The sequence below is a fragment of the Paracoccus sp. C2R09 genome (assembly GCF_018860625.1).
In the GTDB taxonomy this organism is placed as follows: Bacteria; Pseudomonadota; Alphaproteobacteria; order Rhodobacterales; family Rhodobacteraceae; genus Paracoccus.
This window is the reverse complement of record NZ_JAHKQB010000010.1, coordinates 100,772-114,636: the sequence shown is the minus strand read 5'-3', so window position 1 is coordinate 114,636 and position 13,865 is coordinate 100,772. Positions and strand designations below refer to the sequence as shown.

Below are 13,865 nucleotides of genomic sequence, written 5' to 3'. Positions count from 1 at the left end.
CGCGATGATGGAGCAGCTCACCCAGTGGGTCACCGACAACAAGATCCCGGTCGGCCGCACGGCCAAGGCCGTGTTCGACTGGCTGAACGCCAATGCGGCCCCCCTGTTCAACGTGATATCGGATGCGATGGACGGGCTGATCGACGGCGTTCTGGGCGCGTTGGAAGCGCCTCATCCCTTCGTCTTCATCCTGATTGCCATGGCGCTGACCTATGTCCTGCAGCGGCGCCTGCCCGTCTGCCTGCTGATGGGCGCGGGCCTGCTGTTCGTGCTGAACCAGGGATATTGGGATGAGACGCTGCAATCCCTGACGCTGGTGCTGTCGGCCTGCATCGTCTGCATGGCGATCGGGGTGCCGGTGGGGATCGCGGCGGCGCACCGGCCCCGGCTCTATGCCTGGATGCGGCCCGTGCTGGACCTGATGCAGACCCTGCCGACCTTCGTCTATCTGATCCCGGCCATCGTCTTCTTCGGCATCGGCATGGTGCCGGGGCTGCTGGCGACGGTCATCTTCGTGCTGCCCGCGCCCATCCGGCTGACTCAGCTGGGCATATCCTCGACCCCCGCCGCGCTGACCGAGGCCGCGACCGCCTTCGGCGCGACCCCCCGCCAGCTGCTGTGGAAGGTCGAACTGCCAAGCGCCCTGCCCCAGATCATGGCCGGGCTGAACCAGACCATCATGCTGTCGCTGTCCATGGTCGTGATCGCGGCCCTTGTCGGCGCATCGGGACTGGGCGTTCCGGTCGTGCGGGCGCTGAACAGCGTGAACACCTCGCTCGGCTTCGAATCGGGCTTCGTCATCGTCGTCGTGGCCATCCTTCTGGACCGGATGCTGCGCATGGAGGGCCGCAAATGACCGACACCCGACGCACGGCGGTCGAATTCGACCGCGTCAGCATCGTCTTCGGCGACCGCCCCGCCTGTGCCCTGCCCCTGATGGACGAGGGGCTGGAACGCGGCCCCATCAAGGAAGAGACCGGCCAGGTCCTGGGCGTCCACGACTGTTCGCTGTCCGTGGACGAGGGCGAGATCCTCGTGCTGATGGGGCTGTCCGGGTCGGGCAAGTCCACGCTGCTGCGCGCGGTCAACGCCCTGAACGACGTCTGCCGCGGCGAGGTGCGCATCCGCCGGGGCGACCGGATGGTCAGCGTGACCGGCGCGGGCAAGAGGAACCTGCGCGACATCCGCCTGCGCAATGTCGCGATGGTGTTCCAGCAATTCGGTCTGCTGCCATGGCGGACGGTGCGCGACAATGTGGGGCTGGGCCTGGAACTGGCCGGTATCTCGACTGCCGAACGCCGCGAACGGGTCGAACGGCATCTGCAGACCGTGGGGCTTGCCGATTGGGCCGACCGCAAGGTGGGCGAATTGTCGGGCGGGATGCAGCAGCGCGTGGGCCTTGCCCGCGCCTTCGCGACCGAGGCGCCCATCCTGCTGATGGACGAACCCTTCAGCGCGCTGGACCCGCTGATCCGTGCCCGCCTTCAGGGCGAGCTGCTGGAACTGCAGGCCAGGACCGGGCGCACCATCATCTTCGTCAGCCACGATCTGGACGAAGCCTTCAAGCTGGGCAACCGCATCGCCCTGATGGAGGGCGGGCGCATCGTCCAGATCGGCACCGCCCGCGACATCATCGCGAACCCGGCCAACGAATATGTCGCGGATTTCGTGGCGCATATGAACCCGCTCGGGGTGCTGACGGCCGAGGATGTGGCCGAGCCGGGCGAGGCAGAGGGCGATCCCGTGCCCCGCGACATGCCGGTTCGCGACGTGATGGACAGGCTGGCGGGCGATACCGCCATCCCGGTCCAGGGCGGCGGGCGCATCACGCGGGCCGCGGTGCTTGCGCGCCTGATCGATCCGCGGGGCTGAGGATCAGCTGTATTGCAGGTCGCGGTGATACCGGACCAGCAGCGCCATCCCCAAGGCCGTCAGCCCCATGCCCACCCCGAAAAGATAGGCGAGGCTGACGTAATCCCCGATATAGGACGGGAAGAACGAACGCCGCATCTGACCGATGACATGGATCAGCGGGTTGTACCACAGCCAGTCCTGGTAGGGCTGGGGCACGTCGTCGAAGATGAAGAACAGCCCCGACAGCAGGAACAGCGGGCGGGTCAGGATGCTCCAGATCGACTGCCACCAGTCGAACGCCTGGAACAGGAAGCTGTTCATCACCCCCACCCCGGTGCCGATCGTGACGGCCATCAGCATGGCCAGGGCGATTCCCCCGATCTGCGGCTCGGTCCGTGTCTCCATCATCATGCAGATGCCCGTGAAGATCACGATGGCCACCATCAGCTGCGTGATGGTGTTGAAGATGACCCGCGCGATCAGCGCATCCATGAAGGTCACCGCCGGATAGGCCAGAAGCGGCTTGGAATACCCGACCGCGTTCGACACCTTCCCCGATATGTCCATATAGGCCATGAAGGGAACCATGCCCGTCGCATAGAAGATCGCGAAATTCGTCCCGATCGGCGGCGCACGAAACCCGAGCGAGAAGATCATGGTCAGCATGACGATGCCGCCCACGGGTTCCAGGATCGCCCAGATATAGCTGCCGCGCCCGCGCCCGTTGCTGGTCTGCATCTCGCGCAGGATCAGGGCGGTGATGGCGCGGAAGCTGGCATGGCTGCGGTGCTTGCGGACCTCCTTCAGCTGCCGGGGCCGCGTGGCGCGCGTCTGGGTGGGGAATGCAGGTTTCCGGAACGGTGGGGTGTCGGACATCAGCCGCGCCTTCTGGGTTCGCGATCCCGCCGATCCATCGGCGCTGGAACTGTCGCCTGCGCTTATGTATGAGGTCGTCTGGAAGTGCAACAGACAGGCGGGGCCACGCACATGTCCGCTGAGGACCAGACACCCGGCACGACGACCGAGGCAGCCGCGAACCGGCCCGACGGTCGATCCCCCGATACCCAATCCACCGAAGGCCGGACCCAGGGACCGGCCCAGGGCCGCGGCAACGCGCAAGGCCCGAACAGACAGCCCCAGGGCGGCCCGCGTCAGGGTCCGGGTCACGGCCCGCAGGGCCAAGGTCCGGGCAAGGGTGGACCCGGCCCCAAGGGTCAGGGCCCCCGGGCACGCGCGCAGATGCATCGCATGAAGGCCGCGAAATCCGATGCAGCAACCAATGCCGCGCAGAAGCAGCGTATCCAGCAGGCACGCGAGAAGATGGCCGCGGCCCCCGTGGCACCGCCCGCCACCCGGGCCAAGGTGCAGAAACGCCATCGCGGTCTTGTCGGTGCCTTCGTGCTGGGCGTGATCCTGCCCACCGCGATCGCCGGCGGTTATCTCTATACGCGGGCCGTGGACCAGTATGCCTCCTATGTCGGGTTCTCGGTCCGGTCCGAAAGCGCGGGCACGTCGACCGACGTGCTGGGCGGGCTCAGCTCGCTGGTGGGTGTCACGTCCAGCTCCACCTCGGATACCGACGTCCTCTTCAAGTTCATCCAGAGCCGCGATCTGGTCGAACGCGTGGACCAGCGCATGAACCTGCGCGAGGTGTGGTCGAAGGCGCCGGGCGATCCGATCTTCGGCTTCCGCGGCAACGATTCCATCGAGGCGCTGGTCAAGGAATGGGAACGCAAGGTCCGCATCCAGTACAATGACGGCATGATCGACCTTCGCATCCTGGCCTTCGATCCGCAGGACGCGCAGGGCATATCGCAGGCGATCCTGGACGAGGGCACCGTCCTCATCAACGAGCTGAACGACATCAGCCGCGAGGACGCGCTGCGCTACGCCCGCGACGAGCTGGAGCGCGCCCAGGAACGCCTGCGCGCCGCGCGTCAGGCGGTGACGGAATTCCGCAACGAATACCAGATCGTGGACCCCGAGGCCGATGTGCAGGGCCAGGTCGGCGTCGTCACCTCGCTTCAGACGCAGCTGGCCGAACAGCTCGTCTCGCTCGGGCTGCTGCGCGCGAATGCCCAGCCCGAGGATCCGCGCATCGCCCAGACCGAGCTGCGCGTGCAGGTCATCCGCGAACAGATCGACGACGAACGTCAGAAGGTCGGCACCAATACCGAAGACGTCGCCCTGTCCGAGGTGGTGGGCCAGTACGAGACGCTGGCCGTGGATCGGCAATTCGCCGAAACCAGCTATACCACCGCGCTGGCCGCATTCGAATCCGCCCGGGCCGAGGCTGTGCGCCAGTCGCGTTACCTTGCGCCCTATATCCGCCCGACCCTTGCCCAGGAACCCGAGTTCCCGCAGCGCGGGCGCCTTCTGGCCATGATCTTCGGCTTCCTGACGCTGGCATGGATCATCGGCTGCCTCGCCTTCTACAGCCTGCGCGACCGGCGATGATCCGACTGCAGAACCTGACCAAGACCTATACGCTGAACGGACGCAGCAAGGTGGTGGCCGACAACATCACGGCCACCTTTCCCACCGGCGTGTCGGTTGCGCTTCTGGGGCGGAACGGCGCGGGCAAATCTTCGCTTCTGCGGATGATCTCGGGGGCGATGCTGCCAACGTCGGGGCAGATCCTGTCCACCGGCACGATCAGCTGGCCGGTGGGTTTCGCAGGGTCGTTCAGTGCGGAACTGACCGGCGAACAGAACTGCCGCTTCGTCGCGCGCGTCTATGGCATCGACACCGAGGAGGTCCTGGCCTTCGTCGAGGATTTCGCCGAGCTGGGGGATCACTTCCACCTGCCGCTGCGCAGCTATTCCTCGGGGATGAGGTCGCGTCTGGCCTTCGGACTGTCGATGGCCGTGCCCTTCGACACCTATCTGGTGGACGAGGTGTCGGCCGTGGGCGACGCATCGTTCAAGGCCAAGTCGAACCACGTCTTCAACCACCGCCTGGCCCAGGCCGGCGCCGTGGTCGTGTCGCATTCCATGGGAATGCTGCGGGCCGTCTGCACATCGGGCGCGGTGCTTGAGAACGGCAAGCTGTTCTATTTCGACGATATCGACGACGCCATCGCCATGCATATGGAAAACATGGAACAGGCCCGCCACGAGATGTGACGATCCGATGTCACCCTGCAGCAAGGGGGTGGATCAATTTCACCATCGCTCCTAATCTTCGCCGAAGGTAGGAGATGGGAATCCATGAAAATCATAGTATTGGGCGGCGACGGTTTTTGCGGCTGGCCCACCGCACTGCATCTCTCGGCCCGAGGGCACGAGATCGTGATCGTGGACAACCTGTCTCGACGCAAGATCGACGTGGAGCTGGAGGTCACGTCGCTGACCCCGATCAGGCCGCTTGGAGAACGCGTCCGCGCCTGGTCGGAACTGACCGGCCGCCAGATCCGCACCGTCGATCTGACCGTGGGGCAGGATTACGACCGCCTGCTGGCCCTTCTGCAGACCGAGCGCCCCGACGCGATCATCCATTTCGCCGAACAGCGCGCCGCGCCCTATTCCATGAAATCCAGCCGGCACAAGCGCTATACCGTCAGCAACAACCTGAATGCGACGAACGACGTGCTGGCCGCGATCGTGGAATCCGGCCAGGACATCCACCTGGTCCATCTGGGGACGATGGGCGTCTACGGCTATGGCACGGCGGGGATGAAGATCCCCGAAGGCTACTTGGACGTGACGGTCGATACGGCCAACGGCCCCCACCAGCAGCAGATCCTCTATCCCGCCAATCCGGGCAGCATCTATCACATGACCAAGACGCAGGATCAGCTGTTCTTCTTCTACTACAACAAGAATGACGGGCTGCGGATCACCGACCTGCATCAGGGCATCGTCTGGGGCACCCAGACCGAGGAGACGGCGCGGGACGAGCGTCTGATCAACCGCTTCGATTACGACGGGGATTACGGCACGGTGCTGAACCGTTTCCTGATGCAGGCGGCGATCGATTACCCGATGACGGTGCACGGGACCGGCGGGCAGACCCGCGCCTTCATCCATATCCAGGATACCTGCCGCTGCATCGAACTGGCGCTGATGACCCCGCCCGCGGCGGGCGACCGGGTGCGCATCCTGAACCAGATGACCGAGACGCATCGCGTGCGCGATCTGGCGCAGATGATCGCGGACCGGACGGGGGCGCGGATCGCGCTGCAGCGCAACCCCCGGAACGAGGCCGACGAAAACGACCTCCATGTCGCGAATGACGGCTTCCTGGGTCTGGGACTGCAGCCGATCAAGCTGCAGGACGGATTGCTGGCCGAGGTGCAGGACATCGCCAGACGCTATGCCCATCGCTGCGACCGTACCAAGATCCCCTGCGTGTCGGAATGGCGCCCGCAGGCGGCGGCGGAATGACGAATGCGGGCCGGGCGTTTCCCGGCCCGCATTCCCCCTACTGGACCTTGACCCAGGTCTGGCTCTTGCAGATGAGACCGCCCGCGACGCAGCCCGACAGGCTCATCCTGTCGCCTGACACGGAAGCCTTGCCGTTATAGACCTTGTCGTTCGCGGGCCGCCACACGCGCCCCTCGTAGGCGCCGCCGCCCCGGGGGGCCATGTCGATGACGATCTGTCGCCCGATATTGGGCGAGCGGTATTCGGCCCCGTCCTTGAACGTGCGGTTGATGGTGCCGCAGAAAGCCCCGCCGCATGGTGCGATGGTGACATGGGCGAATGCCCCCTCGTCGGGCTGGGTCTGCCAGATGCCCTCGATCGGGTCGGCGGATGCCGCCCCCGCGGCCAGTGCGAAACCGGCCGCAAGAATGAATTGACGCATGATCCCTCCTCCTCAGGATGGGATCAGATTGCGCGGCCCCCGTCCGCGCTGGCAAGCGTAACGTAGGGTCCGCCACTTGCCCCACGGGGCCTGTCATGCCAAAGGGATGCGACCCCGATCCACGCCCCGGAGCTTGCAGATGATCCTCTATCCCGCCATCGACCTCAAGGACGGCAATTGCGTGCGCCTGCTGCGCGGCGACATGGAGGCCGCGACCGTCTTCGGGACCGACCCGGCGGCGCAGGCGCGCGCCTTTCAGGATGCCGGTGCGCAATGGTTGCACCTGGTCGATCTGAATGGCGCCTTCGCGGGCCGTCCGGTCAATGCCGAGGCGGTCGAGGCGATCCTTGCACGCACCGACATTCCCGCCCAGCTGGGCGGCGGCATCCGCGACATGGCCACGATCGAGGCCTGGATCGCCCGCGGCCTGTCCCGCGTCATCCTGGGCACCGTCGCGGTCGAGAACCCCGACCTGGTGCGCGAGGCCGCTGCCGCCTTCCCGGGCAAGATCGCGGTGGGCATCGATGCGCGCGGCGGGCGCGTGGCGACGCGCGGCTGGGCGACCGAGACCGACGTCATGGCCACCGACCTTGCCCGCCAGTTCGAGGATGCCGGCGTGGCCGCGATCATCTATACCGATATCGATCGCGACGGCGCGATGGGCGGCCCGAACATCGCCGCGACCGAGGCGCTGGCCCGCGCCGTCGATATTCCGGTCATCGCATCGGGCGGCGTGTCGTCGCTGGACGACCTGCATGCGCTCAAGGCGACCGGCGCCATCTCGGGGGCGATCTCGGGGCGGGCGCTCTATGACGGGGCGCTGGATCTGCGCCAGGCGCTGGCCGCGCTGGCCTGAGCCGGAAGGAAAGGTTGAAGCGATGCTGAAGACCCGCATCATCCCCTGCCTGGACGTGGCCGATGGCCGCGTGGTCAAGGGCGTGAACTTCGTGGACCTGCGCGACGCGGGCGATCCGGTCGAGGCCGCGCGCGCCTATGACGCCGCCGGCGCGGACGAGATCTGCTTTCTGGACATCCACGCGACGCACGAGAACCGCGGCACCATGTTCGACCTGGTGACGCGGACCGCCGAACAATGCTTCGTGCCGCTGACGGTTGGCGGGGGCGTGCGCACGTCCGAAGACGTGCGCGCCCTGCTGCTGGCGGGGGCCGACAAGGTCAGCTTCAACAGCGCCGCCGTGGCCGATCCCGATGTCGTGGCGCGTGCGGCGGACCGCTTCGGCAGCCAGTGCATCGTGACCGCCATCGACGCCAAGACCGTGGCGGACGGACGGTGGGAAATCTTCACCCATGGCGGCCGCAAGCCCACCGGCATCGACGCCGTGGAATTCGCACGCCTCGTCGAATCGAAGGGCGCAGGAGAGATCCTGCTGACCTCGATGGATCGGGACGGCACGCGGTCGGGCTTCAACATCGGCCTGACGCGCGCCATCGCGGACGCGGTGAACATCCCGGTCATCGCATCGGGGGGCGTCGGCACGCTGGATCACCTGGTCGAAGGCGTCACCGAAGGCCATGCCAGCGCCGTGCTTGCGGCATCCATCTTCCATTTCGGCACCCATACCGTGGCCGAGGCCAAGGAATACATGGCTGCCGCGGGCATCCCCATGAGGTTGACATGACCGCCCTCGACCGTCTTGCCGCCACCATCGAGGCCCGCAAGGGGGCCGATCCCGACGGCAGCTGGACCGCGAAGCTGCTGGCCAAGGGCCCCGAGAAATGCGCCGAGAAGTTCGGCGAGGAGGCCGTCGAGGCCATCATCGAAGCGGTGAAGGGCGACCGCGCGCGCCTTGCATCCGAGGCTGCGGACGTTCTCTATCACCTGATGGTGATGCTGGCCGCGCGCGATGTCACGCTGGCGGATGTCGAGAAAGAACTTGCCCGTCGCGAAGGCGTTTCGGGCATTGCCGAGAAGGCCTCGCGGGGGCAATAGGCCCGTTCGAACCGCGAGACCCTTTCCCTTGGGATATGCAAGGGGCTATAAGCGCCGCAATCGCCGCCACGGGCGGCACCGAAAAAACATGGCAGAGGACGGCATGACCAACGATTCCAAGCAGGGCAAGCACCACGAAGGCGACGTGGCCTTCATCCAGTCGCTGGCCGAATTGCTGAACGCAAGCGAACTGAGCGAAATTCAGGTCGAACGGGAATATGGCGAACATGACCGGCTGACGGTCAGCCTGGCCAAGCAGGGCCCGCAGCAGGTCGTCTATGCCGCCAGCGCCCCGGCCGGTGCACCCGCCCCCGCGGCGGCCCCTGCAGCCGCGCCCGCCGCGGCATCGGCACCCGCGGTCAGCGAAGACCCGGCCAGCCTGCCCGGCGCCGTGACCTCGCCCATGGTGGGCACCGCCTATCTGGCAGCCGAACCCGGTGCCGCGGCCTTCGTGCAGATCGGCCAGACCGTCGCCGAAGGCGAGACGCTGATGATCGTCGAGGCGATGAAGACCATGAACCACATCCCGTCGCCGCGTGCGGGCACGGTCAAGCGGATCCTGGTCGATGACGGCGCGCCCGTCGAATTCGGCGCCCCCCTGATGGTCGTCGAGTAAGGCTTGCCCATGTTCGACAAGATCCTCATCGCCAACCGGGGCGAGATCGCGCTGCGCGTGATCCGCGCCTGCCGCGAGATGGGCATCGCCTCGGTCGCGGTCCATTCGACCGCCGACGCGGATGCGATGCATGTCCGCATGGCAGACGAATCCGTCTGCATCGGCCCTGCCCCCTCGGGGCAGAGCTATCTCTCCATGCCCGCCCTGATCTCGGCCTGCGAGATCACCGGCGCGCAGGCCATCCATCCGGGCTACGGTTTCCTTTCGGAGAACGCGGGCTTCGTGCAGATGGTCGAGGATCACGACCTGACCTTCATCGGTCCGCGTGCGGAACATATCCGCATCATGGGTGACAAGATCACCGCCAAGGACACGATGAAGAAGCTGGGCGTTCCCTGTGTCCCGGGCAGCGAAGGCGGCGTCGATGACGTGGACGACGCCAAGCGGATCGCGGGTCAGATCGGTTATCCGGTCATCATCAAGGCGACGGCCGGCGGCGGCGGTCGCGGCATGAAGGTCGCCAAGGACGAGGCGGGCCTCGAGGTCGCGTTCCGCACCGCGCGGGCCGAGGCAAAGGCCGCCTTCGGCAATCCCGACGTCTATATCGAGAAATACCTGCAGAAGCCCCGCCATATCGAGATCCAGGTCTTCGGTGACGGCAAGGGCCGCGCAGTCCATCTGGGCGAACGCGACTGCTCGTTGCAGCGCCGTCACCAGAAGGTGCTGGAAGAGGCCCCCGGCCCGTCCATCAGCGCAAGCGAACGCGCGCGCATCGGCAAGATCTGCGCGGATGCCGTGGCCGAGATCGGCTATTCCGGTGCGGGCACGATCGAGTTCCTCTACGAGGATGGCGAGTTCTACTTCATCGAGATGAACACCCGCCTGCAGGTCGAACATCCGGTCACCGAGGCGATCTTCGGCGTCGATCTTGTCCGGCAGCAGATCCTGGTCGCCGCGGGCGAGGAGATGGAATTCCGCCAGGAGGACCTGACCATTGGCGGCCATTCGATCGAAGTGCGTATCAATGCCGAGAAGGTGCCGACATTCTCGCCCTGCCCCGGCAAGATCACCCAGTATCACGCGCCGGGCGGCCTTGGCGTGCGGATGGATTCCGCGCTCTATCAGGGCTATTCGATCCCGCCCTATTACGACAGCCTGATCGGCAAGCTGATCGTGCATGGCCGGGACCGCGACGAGGCGCTGGCACGTCTGTCGCGCGCCCTGGGCGAACTGATCGTGGACGGGGTGGACACCACCGTTCCGCTGTTCAACGCCCTGCTGCAAGAGCCCGACATCCAGACGGGCAACTACTCCATCCACTGGCTCGAGCGGTGGCTGGAGAAGAACTTCGCCTGAGGCCCCCCGGTGCTGAGGCCGCCGGTGCTGACGCCCGCGCAACTGCTGAACGGCTATGCGCGCGGCGTCTTCCCGATGGCCGAAAGCGCCGATGACGACCGGCTCTGGTGGTTCGATCCACCGATGCGGGGCGTGCTGCCCATCGGCGGCATTCACGCCTCGCGCTCGCTTCGGCGCGACCTGCGCCGGGGCGGTTGGTCGGGACATTTCGGCGATTTCGCGACGGTCGTGCGGGCCTGTGCGGATCGCGAAAGCACCTGGATCAACGAACCGCTGTTCAGCCTGTATCTGCAATTGAACGCGATGGGCCATGCCCATGCGATCGAGGTCAGGCAGGACGGCATCTTCGCAGGCGGCATCTTCGGGGTGACGCTCGGCGCGGCGTTCTTTGGCGAATCCATGGTGTCGGCGCGGACGAACGGGTCGAAGATGGCCCTGCTCTGGACCTCGTCCCACTTGGCGCGCTGCGGCTTCAGGCTGTTCGACACCCAGTTCCTGACGCCGCATCTGGAACGGATGGGCGGGTTCGAGATACCGCGAACCGCCTATCGCCGTCAGCTGGCGGTCGCCCTGTCACGCAATGCGGATTTCGGCGCGGCGCCGCTTCCGGATGCCGATCAGCTCTGGCAGGAAATCACCCAAACGTCGTAGCGCGCATCGTCCAGCGCCGACAATGCGGGCGAGCTGGCCATCATCCAGCCGCTGAACACGGTCGCGTTCTGCCGCAGATCGGTGATGATCAGCTGCGCATAGGCATCCGAACTGGGATCGGCGGTCGGATAGCGGCATTCGCCCAGGCGAACCTCCAGCCTGCCATAGCGGACGGCCTCGCCCACCGACAGACGCAGATCGGTCGTCTGGCCCGAGACCTTGTCGAGGCCACGCAGCAGCGCGCCATCCGCGCCCGTCACCTCTTGCGCGGCAAGCGGCGTAGCGGTCAGGGCGGCAAGCATGGCGGCACGGATCATGGCTCATCCCCCTCGGAAGCCTGGCTGTCCACGAATTTCAGCATCAGCTGCAGAAGGCTGACGGCCCCCTGGACATCCTCGATCTCTCCGCCCGGGGGGATGTCGTCAAGGCTGCCGCCCGGCTGGATCTGGATATAGGCGCCGCCAAGCAACCCGTCCGACTGGATGATCGCGGCGCTGTCTGCGGGCAGCACGATCTCGTCGGGAATGCGCAGCACGGCATCGGCCATGTAGCTCTGCGGGTCCAGCCTTACATCCGACACTTTGCCGATGGGAACGCCCGCCATGCGGATCTCGGTCCCGACGGCAACCCCATCGACATCGGGAAAGGATGCCGTGACCTCGTAGCCGCCGGTCGAAAATCGTCCCTGTGCGGCCCAGCCGAGGAAACCCGCCGCAACCGCCAGAACGACCGCACCGGCGATCAGTTCGGCCCTGGCCGTTCCTGCATCGCTTGCGGCGGTCATCTTATTCCGGCTGCCAGGCTTCGTAATCGCTGCGCTTGGCCGGTTCGGCACGATAGAGCGAGCCCGCCGGCACATAGGCCCCATCCGTCCCGGTCAGGTTCGGCTGATGCGGCTTTTCCCACGGCTTGTGCTGCAGGGGAACCTCGGTCGGGGCCTCGTTCCAGGTATGGTGCAGCCAGCCATGCCATTCGGGGTCGATGCGGCTGGCCTCGGCCTCGCCGGAATAGATGACCCAACGGCGTTTGGCGTCCTTGCTTTGATAGAAGACGTTGCCCTGCGCGTCCTCGCCCACCTTGGTACCGTTGCGCCAGGTCCAGAACTGGGTGTTGACGGTCTGGCTGTTCCACCAGGTCAAAGCGCGAAGCAGAAAGGACATGTCGGGAACCCTCGAACGGTTTTGGTTGATATGCCCCAGTTTCGGGCCGGGGTCCAGATCCCCGCGCGATGCGGGGATCCGGGCCGCGACGGATCAGCCCGCCGTCGCGCTTTCCTTCTTCTGATCCGTATGGATCAGCAGTGGCTTGACCGAGCTGTTGCCCACAGCATCCTCGTTCACGACGACTTCCTCGACGCTGTCCATGCCGGGCAGTTCGAACATGGTGTCCAGCAGGATCTCTTCCATGATCGAGCGCAGGCCGCGAGCACCGGTCTTGCGTTCGATCGCACGCTTGGCGATCGCCTGAAGCGCATCCTCGGTGAAGGTCAGCTGCACGCCCTCCAGGTCGAACAGGCGCTGATACTGCTTGACGAGCGCGTTCTTCGGCTTGGTCAGGATGATGATCAGCGCTTCCTCGTCCAGATCGGTCAGCGTCGCGATGACCGGCAGACGGCCCACGAATTCCGGGATCAGGCCGAATTTCAGCAGATCCTCGGGCTCCAGTTCCTTGAAGGTCTCGCCCACGCCCTGGTCGGTGTTTTCCTTGACCGAAGCGCCGAAGCCCATCGCAGTGCCCTTGTTGCGCTGCTGGATGATGCGATCCAGACCCGCGAAGGCGCCGCCGCAGATGAACAGGATGTTCGTCGTGTCCACCTGCAGGAATTCCTGCTGGGGATGCTTGCGACCGCCCTGCGGCGGGACGCTTGCGACGGTACCCTCCATGATCTTCAGAAGGGCCTGCTGCACGCCCTCGCCCGACACGTCGCGGGTGATCGAGGGGTTGTCGGACTTGCGCGTGATCTTGTCGACCTCGTCGATATAGACGATGCCGCGCTGTGCGCGCTCGACATTGTACTCGCTCGATTGCAGCAGCTTCAGGATGATGTTCTCGACATCCTCGCCCACATAGCCCGCTTCGGTCAGCGTCGTCGCGTCGGCCATGGTGAAGGGAACGTCCAGGATACGCGCCAGCGTCTGGGCCAGCAGCGTCTTGCCGCAACCCGTCGGGCCGATCAGCAGGATGTTCGACTTCGCAAGCTCGATATCGCCCTTCGCACCGTGGTTCAGACGCTTGTAGTGGTTGTGCACCGCCACGGACAGGACGCGCTTGGCATGTTCCTGCCCGATGACGTAATCATCCAGCACGCCGCAGATCTCGCGCGGGGTCGGAACGCCCTCGCCGGACTTCAGGCCCGAGGATTTCGTTTCCTCGCGGATGATGTCCATGCACAGTTCGACGCATTCGTCGCAGATGAACACCGTCGGACCCGCAATCAGCTTGCGGACCTCGTGCTGGCTCTTGCCGCAAAAGCTGCAATAGAGCGTGTTCTTGCTGTCGCTGCCGGACTGGTTCGCCATCGTCCACTTCCTTCATTGCCGCAGGCAGGTATCGTCTGCGGGCAGAGCGCGGGTTCATTCCCGCACGCCGCATTCCTTGGGCGTGGTCGGGGGCTGCGGAACACCCCCCGAC

At 65.8% G+C, this 13,865-nt stretch carries 17 protein-coding genes; 11 read left to right on the top strand and 6 right to left on the bottom strand.

Features of this window, described 5'->3' with window-relative positions; translation table 11 throughout:
- Positions 1-4: 4 nt before the first annotated feature.
- Positions 5-856, top strand: a complete 852-nt coding sequence (gene choW, locus KO490_RS03120; protein WP_216017944.1) for a choline ABC transporter permease subunit — start codon at positions 5-7, stop codon at positions 854-856.
- Positions 853-1,872, top strand: a complete 1,020-nt coding sequence (gene choV / locus KO490_RS03115) for a choline ABC transporter ATP-binding protein (RefSeq protein WP_216017943.1) — start codon at positions 853-855, stop codon at positions 1,870-1,872. Before choW ends, choV begins: the two co-directional genes overlap by 4 nt.
- Before the next feature lie 3 nt (positions 1,873-1,875).
- Here choV and KO490_RS03110 read toward each other — a convergent pair whose 3' ends face one another.
- Positions 1,876-2,730 carry an ABC transporter permease gene (locus KO490_RS03110; protein ID WP_216017942.1) on the bottom strand — a complete coding sequence of 285 codons (855 nt, stop codon included), beginning with the start codon at positions 2,728-2,730 and terminating at the stop codon, positions 1,876-1,878.
- A 111-nt stretch (positions 2,731-2,841) separates the two neighbouring features.
- On the opposite strand from KO490_RS03110, the gene KO490_RS03105 reads away from it, so the two are divergent.
- From KO490_RS03105 to KO490_RS03095, 3 genes are all read left to right on the top strand, one after another.
- Positions 2,842-4,311 (top strand): hypothetical protein, encoded by a 1,470-nt coding sequence (locus KO490_RS03105; RefSeq protein ID WP_252726985.1) that lies wholly within the window; start codon positions 2,842-2,844, stop codon positions 4,309-4,311.
- Complete coding sequence (locus KO490_RS03100) at positions 4,308-4,979, top strand: ABC transporter ATP-binding protein (RefSeq protein ID WP_216017941.1); 672 nt, start codon at positions 4,308-4,310, stop codon at positions 4,977-4,979. The genes KO490_RS03105 and KO490_RS03100 overlap by 4 nt, the downstream gene beginning before the upstream one ends.
- A gap of 84 nt (positions 4,980-5,063) precedes the next feature.
- The gene (locus KO490_RS03095) at positions 5,064-6,239 is read left to right on the top strand and encodes an NAD-dependent epimerase/dehydratase family protein (protein ID WP_216017940.1); all 1,176 of its coding nucleotides are present in this window, start codon (positions 5,064-5,066) and stop codon (positions 6,237-6,239) included.
- A gap of 37 nt (positions 6,240-6,276) precedes the next feature.
- Here the strand turns inward: KO490_RS03095 and KO490_RS03090 are convergent, their stop codons facing one another.
- The gene (locus KO490_RS03090) at positions 6,277-6,660 is read right to left on the bottom strand and encodes a DUF2147 domain-containing protein (RefSeq protein ID WP_216017939.1); all 384 of its coding nucleotides are present in this window, start codon (positions 6,658-6,660) and stop codon (positions 6,277-6,279) included.
- Between the two features lie 139 nt (positions 6,661-6,799).
- Here KO490_RS03090 and hisA point away from each other — a divergent pair, with 139 nt between their 5' ends.
- The 6 genes from hisA (at position 6,800) to aat (ending at position 11,234) form a co-directional block, all read left to right on the top strand.
- Positions 6,800-7,516 carry a 1-(5-phosphoribosyl)-5-[(5-phosphoribosylamino)methylideneamino]imidazole-4-carboxamide isomerase gene (gene hisA / locus KO490_RS03085; protein WP_216017938.1) on the top strand — a complete coding sequence of 239 codons (717 nt, stop codon included), beginning with the start codon at positions 6,800-6,802 and terminating at the stop codon, positions 7,514-7,516.
- 22 nt (positions 7,517-7,538) lie between these two features.
- Positions 7,539-8,300 (top strand): imidazole glycerol phosphate synthase subunit HisF, encoded by a 762-nt coding sequence (gene hisF, locus KO490_RS03080; RefSeq protein WP_216017937.1) that lies wholly within the window; start codon positions 7,539-7,541, stop codon positions 8,298-8,300.
- Positions 8,297-8,611, top strand: a complete 315-nt coding sequence (locus KO490_RS03075) for a phosphoribosyl-ATP diphosphatase (RefSeq protein WP_216017936.1) — start codon at positions 8,297-8,299, stop codon at positions 8,609-8,611. The genes hisF and KO490_RS03075 overlap by 4 nt, the downstream gene beginning before the upstream one ends.
- A 103-nt stretch (positions 8,612-8,714) precedes the next feature.
- A complete protein-coding gene (gene accB, locus KO490_RS03070; RefSeq protein ID WP_216017935.1) occupies positions 8,715-9,227 on the top strand; it encodes an acetyl-CoA carboxylase biotin carboxyl carrier protein in 513 nt (170 codons plus the stop codon).
- Between the two features lie 9 nt (positions 9,228-9,236).
- Entirely contained in the window at positions 9,237-10,583 is a 1,347-nt protein-coding gene (gene accC / locus KO490_RS03065) for an acetyl-CoA carboxylase biotin carboxylase subunit (RefSeq protein ID WP_216017934.1), read from the top strand.
- Positions 10,584-10,592: 9 nt separating this feature from the next.
- A complete protein-coding gene (gene aat, locus KO490_RS03060; protein WP_216017933.1) occupies positions 10,593-11,234 on the top strand; it encodes a leucyl/phenylalanyl-tRNA--protein transferase in 642 nt (213 codons plus the stop codon).
- Here aat and KO490_RS03055 read toward each other — a convergent pair.
- The 4 genes from KO490_RS03055 to clpX form a co-directional block, all read right to left on the bottom strand.
- On the bottom strand, positions 11,201-11,551 hold the full coding sequence (locus KO490_RS03055; RefSeq protein ID WP_216017932.1) for a DUF2155 domain-containing protein: 351 nt from the start codon (positions 11,549-11,551) through the stop codon (positions 11,201-11,203). The genes aat and KO490_RS03055 overlap by 34 nt on opposite strands.
- A complete protein-coding gene (locus tag KO490_RS03050) occupies positions 11,548-12,018 on the bottom strand; it encodes an outer membrane lipid asymmetry maintenance protein MlaD (protein WP_216017931.1) in 471 nt (156 codons plus the stop codon). The genes KO490_RS03055 and KO490_RS03050 overlap by 4 nt, the downstream gene beginning before the upstream one ends.
- 1 nt (position 12,019) lies before the next feature.
- Entirely contained in the window at positions 12,020-12,394 is a 375-nt protein-coding gene (locus tag KO490_RS03045; RefSeq protein WP_216017930.1) for an NADH:ubiquinone oxidoreductase subunit NDUFA12, read from the bottom strand.
- 93 nt (positions 12,395-12,487) lie between these two features.
- On the bottom strand, positions 12,488-13,753 hold the full coding sequence (clpX, locus tag KO490_RS03040; RefSeq protein ID WP_216017929.1) for an ATP-dependent Clp protease ATP-binding subunit ClpX: 1,266 nt from the start codon (positions 13,751-13,753) through the stop codon (positions 12,488-12,490).
- Positions 13,754-13,865 lie beyond the last annotated feature (112 nt).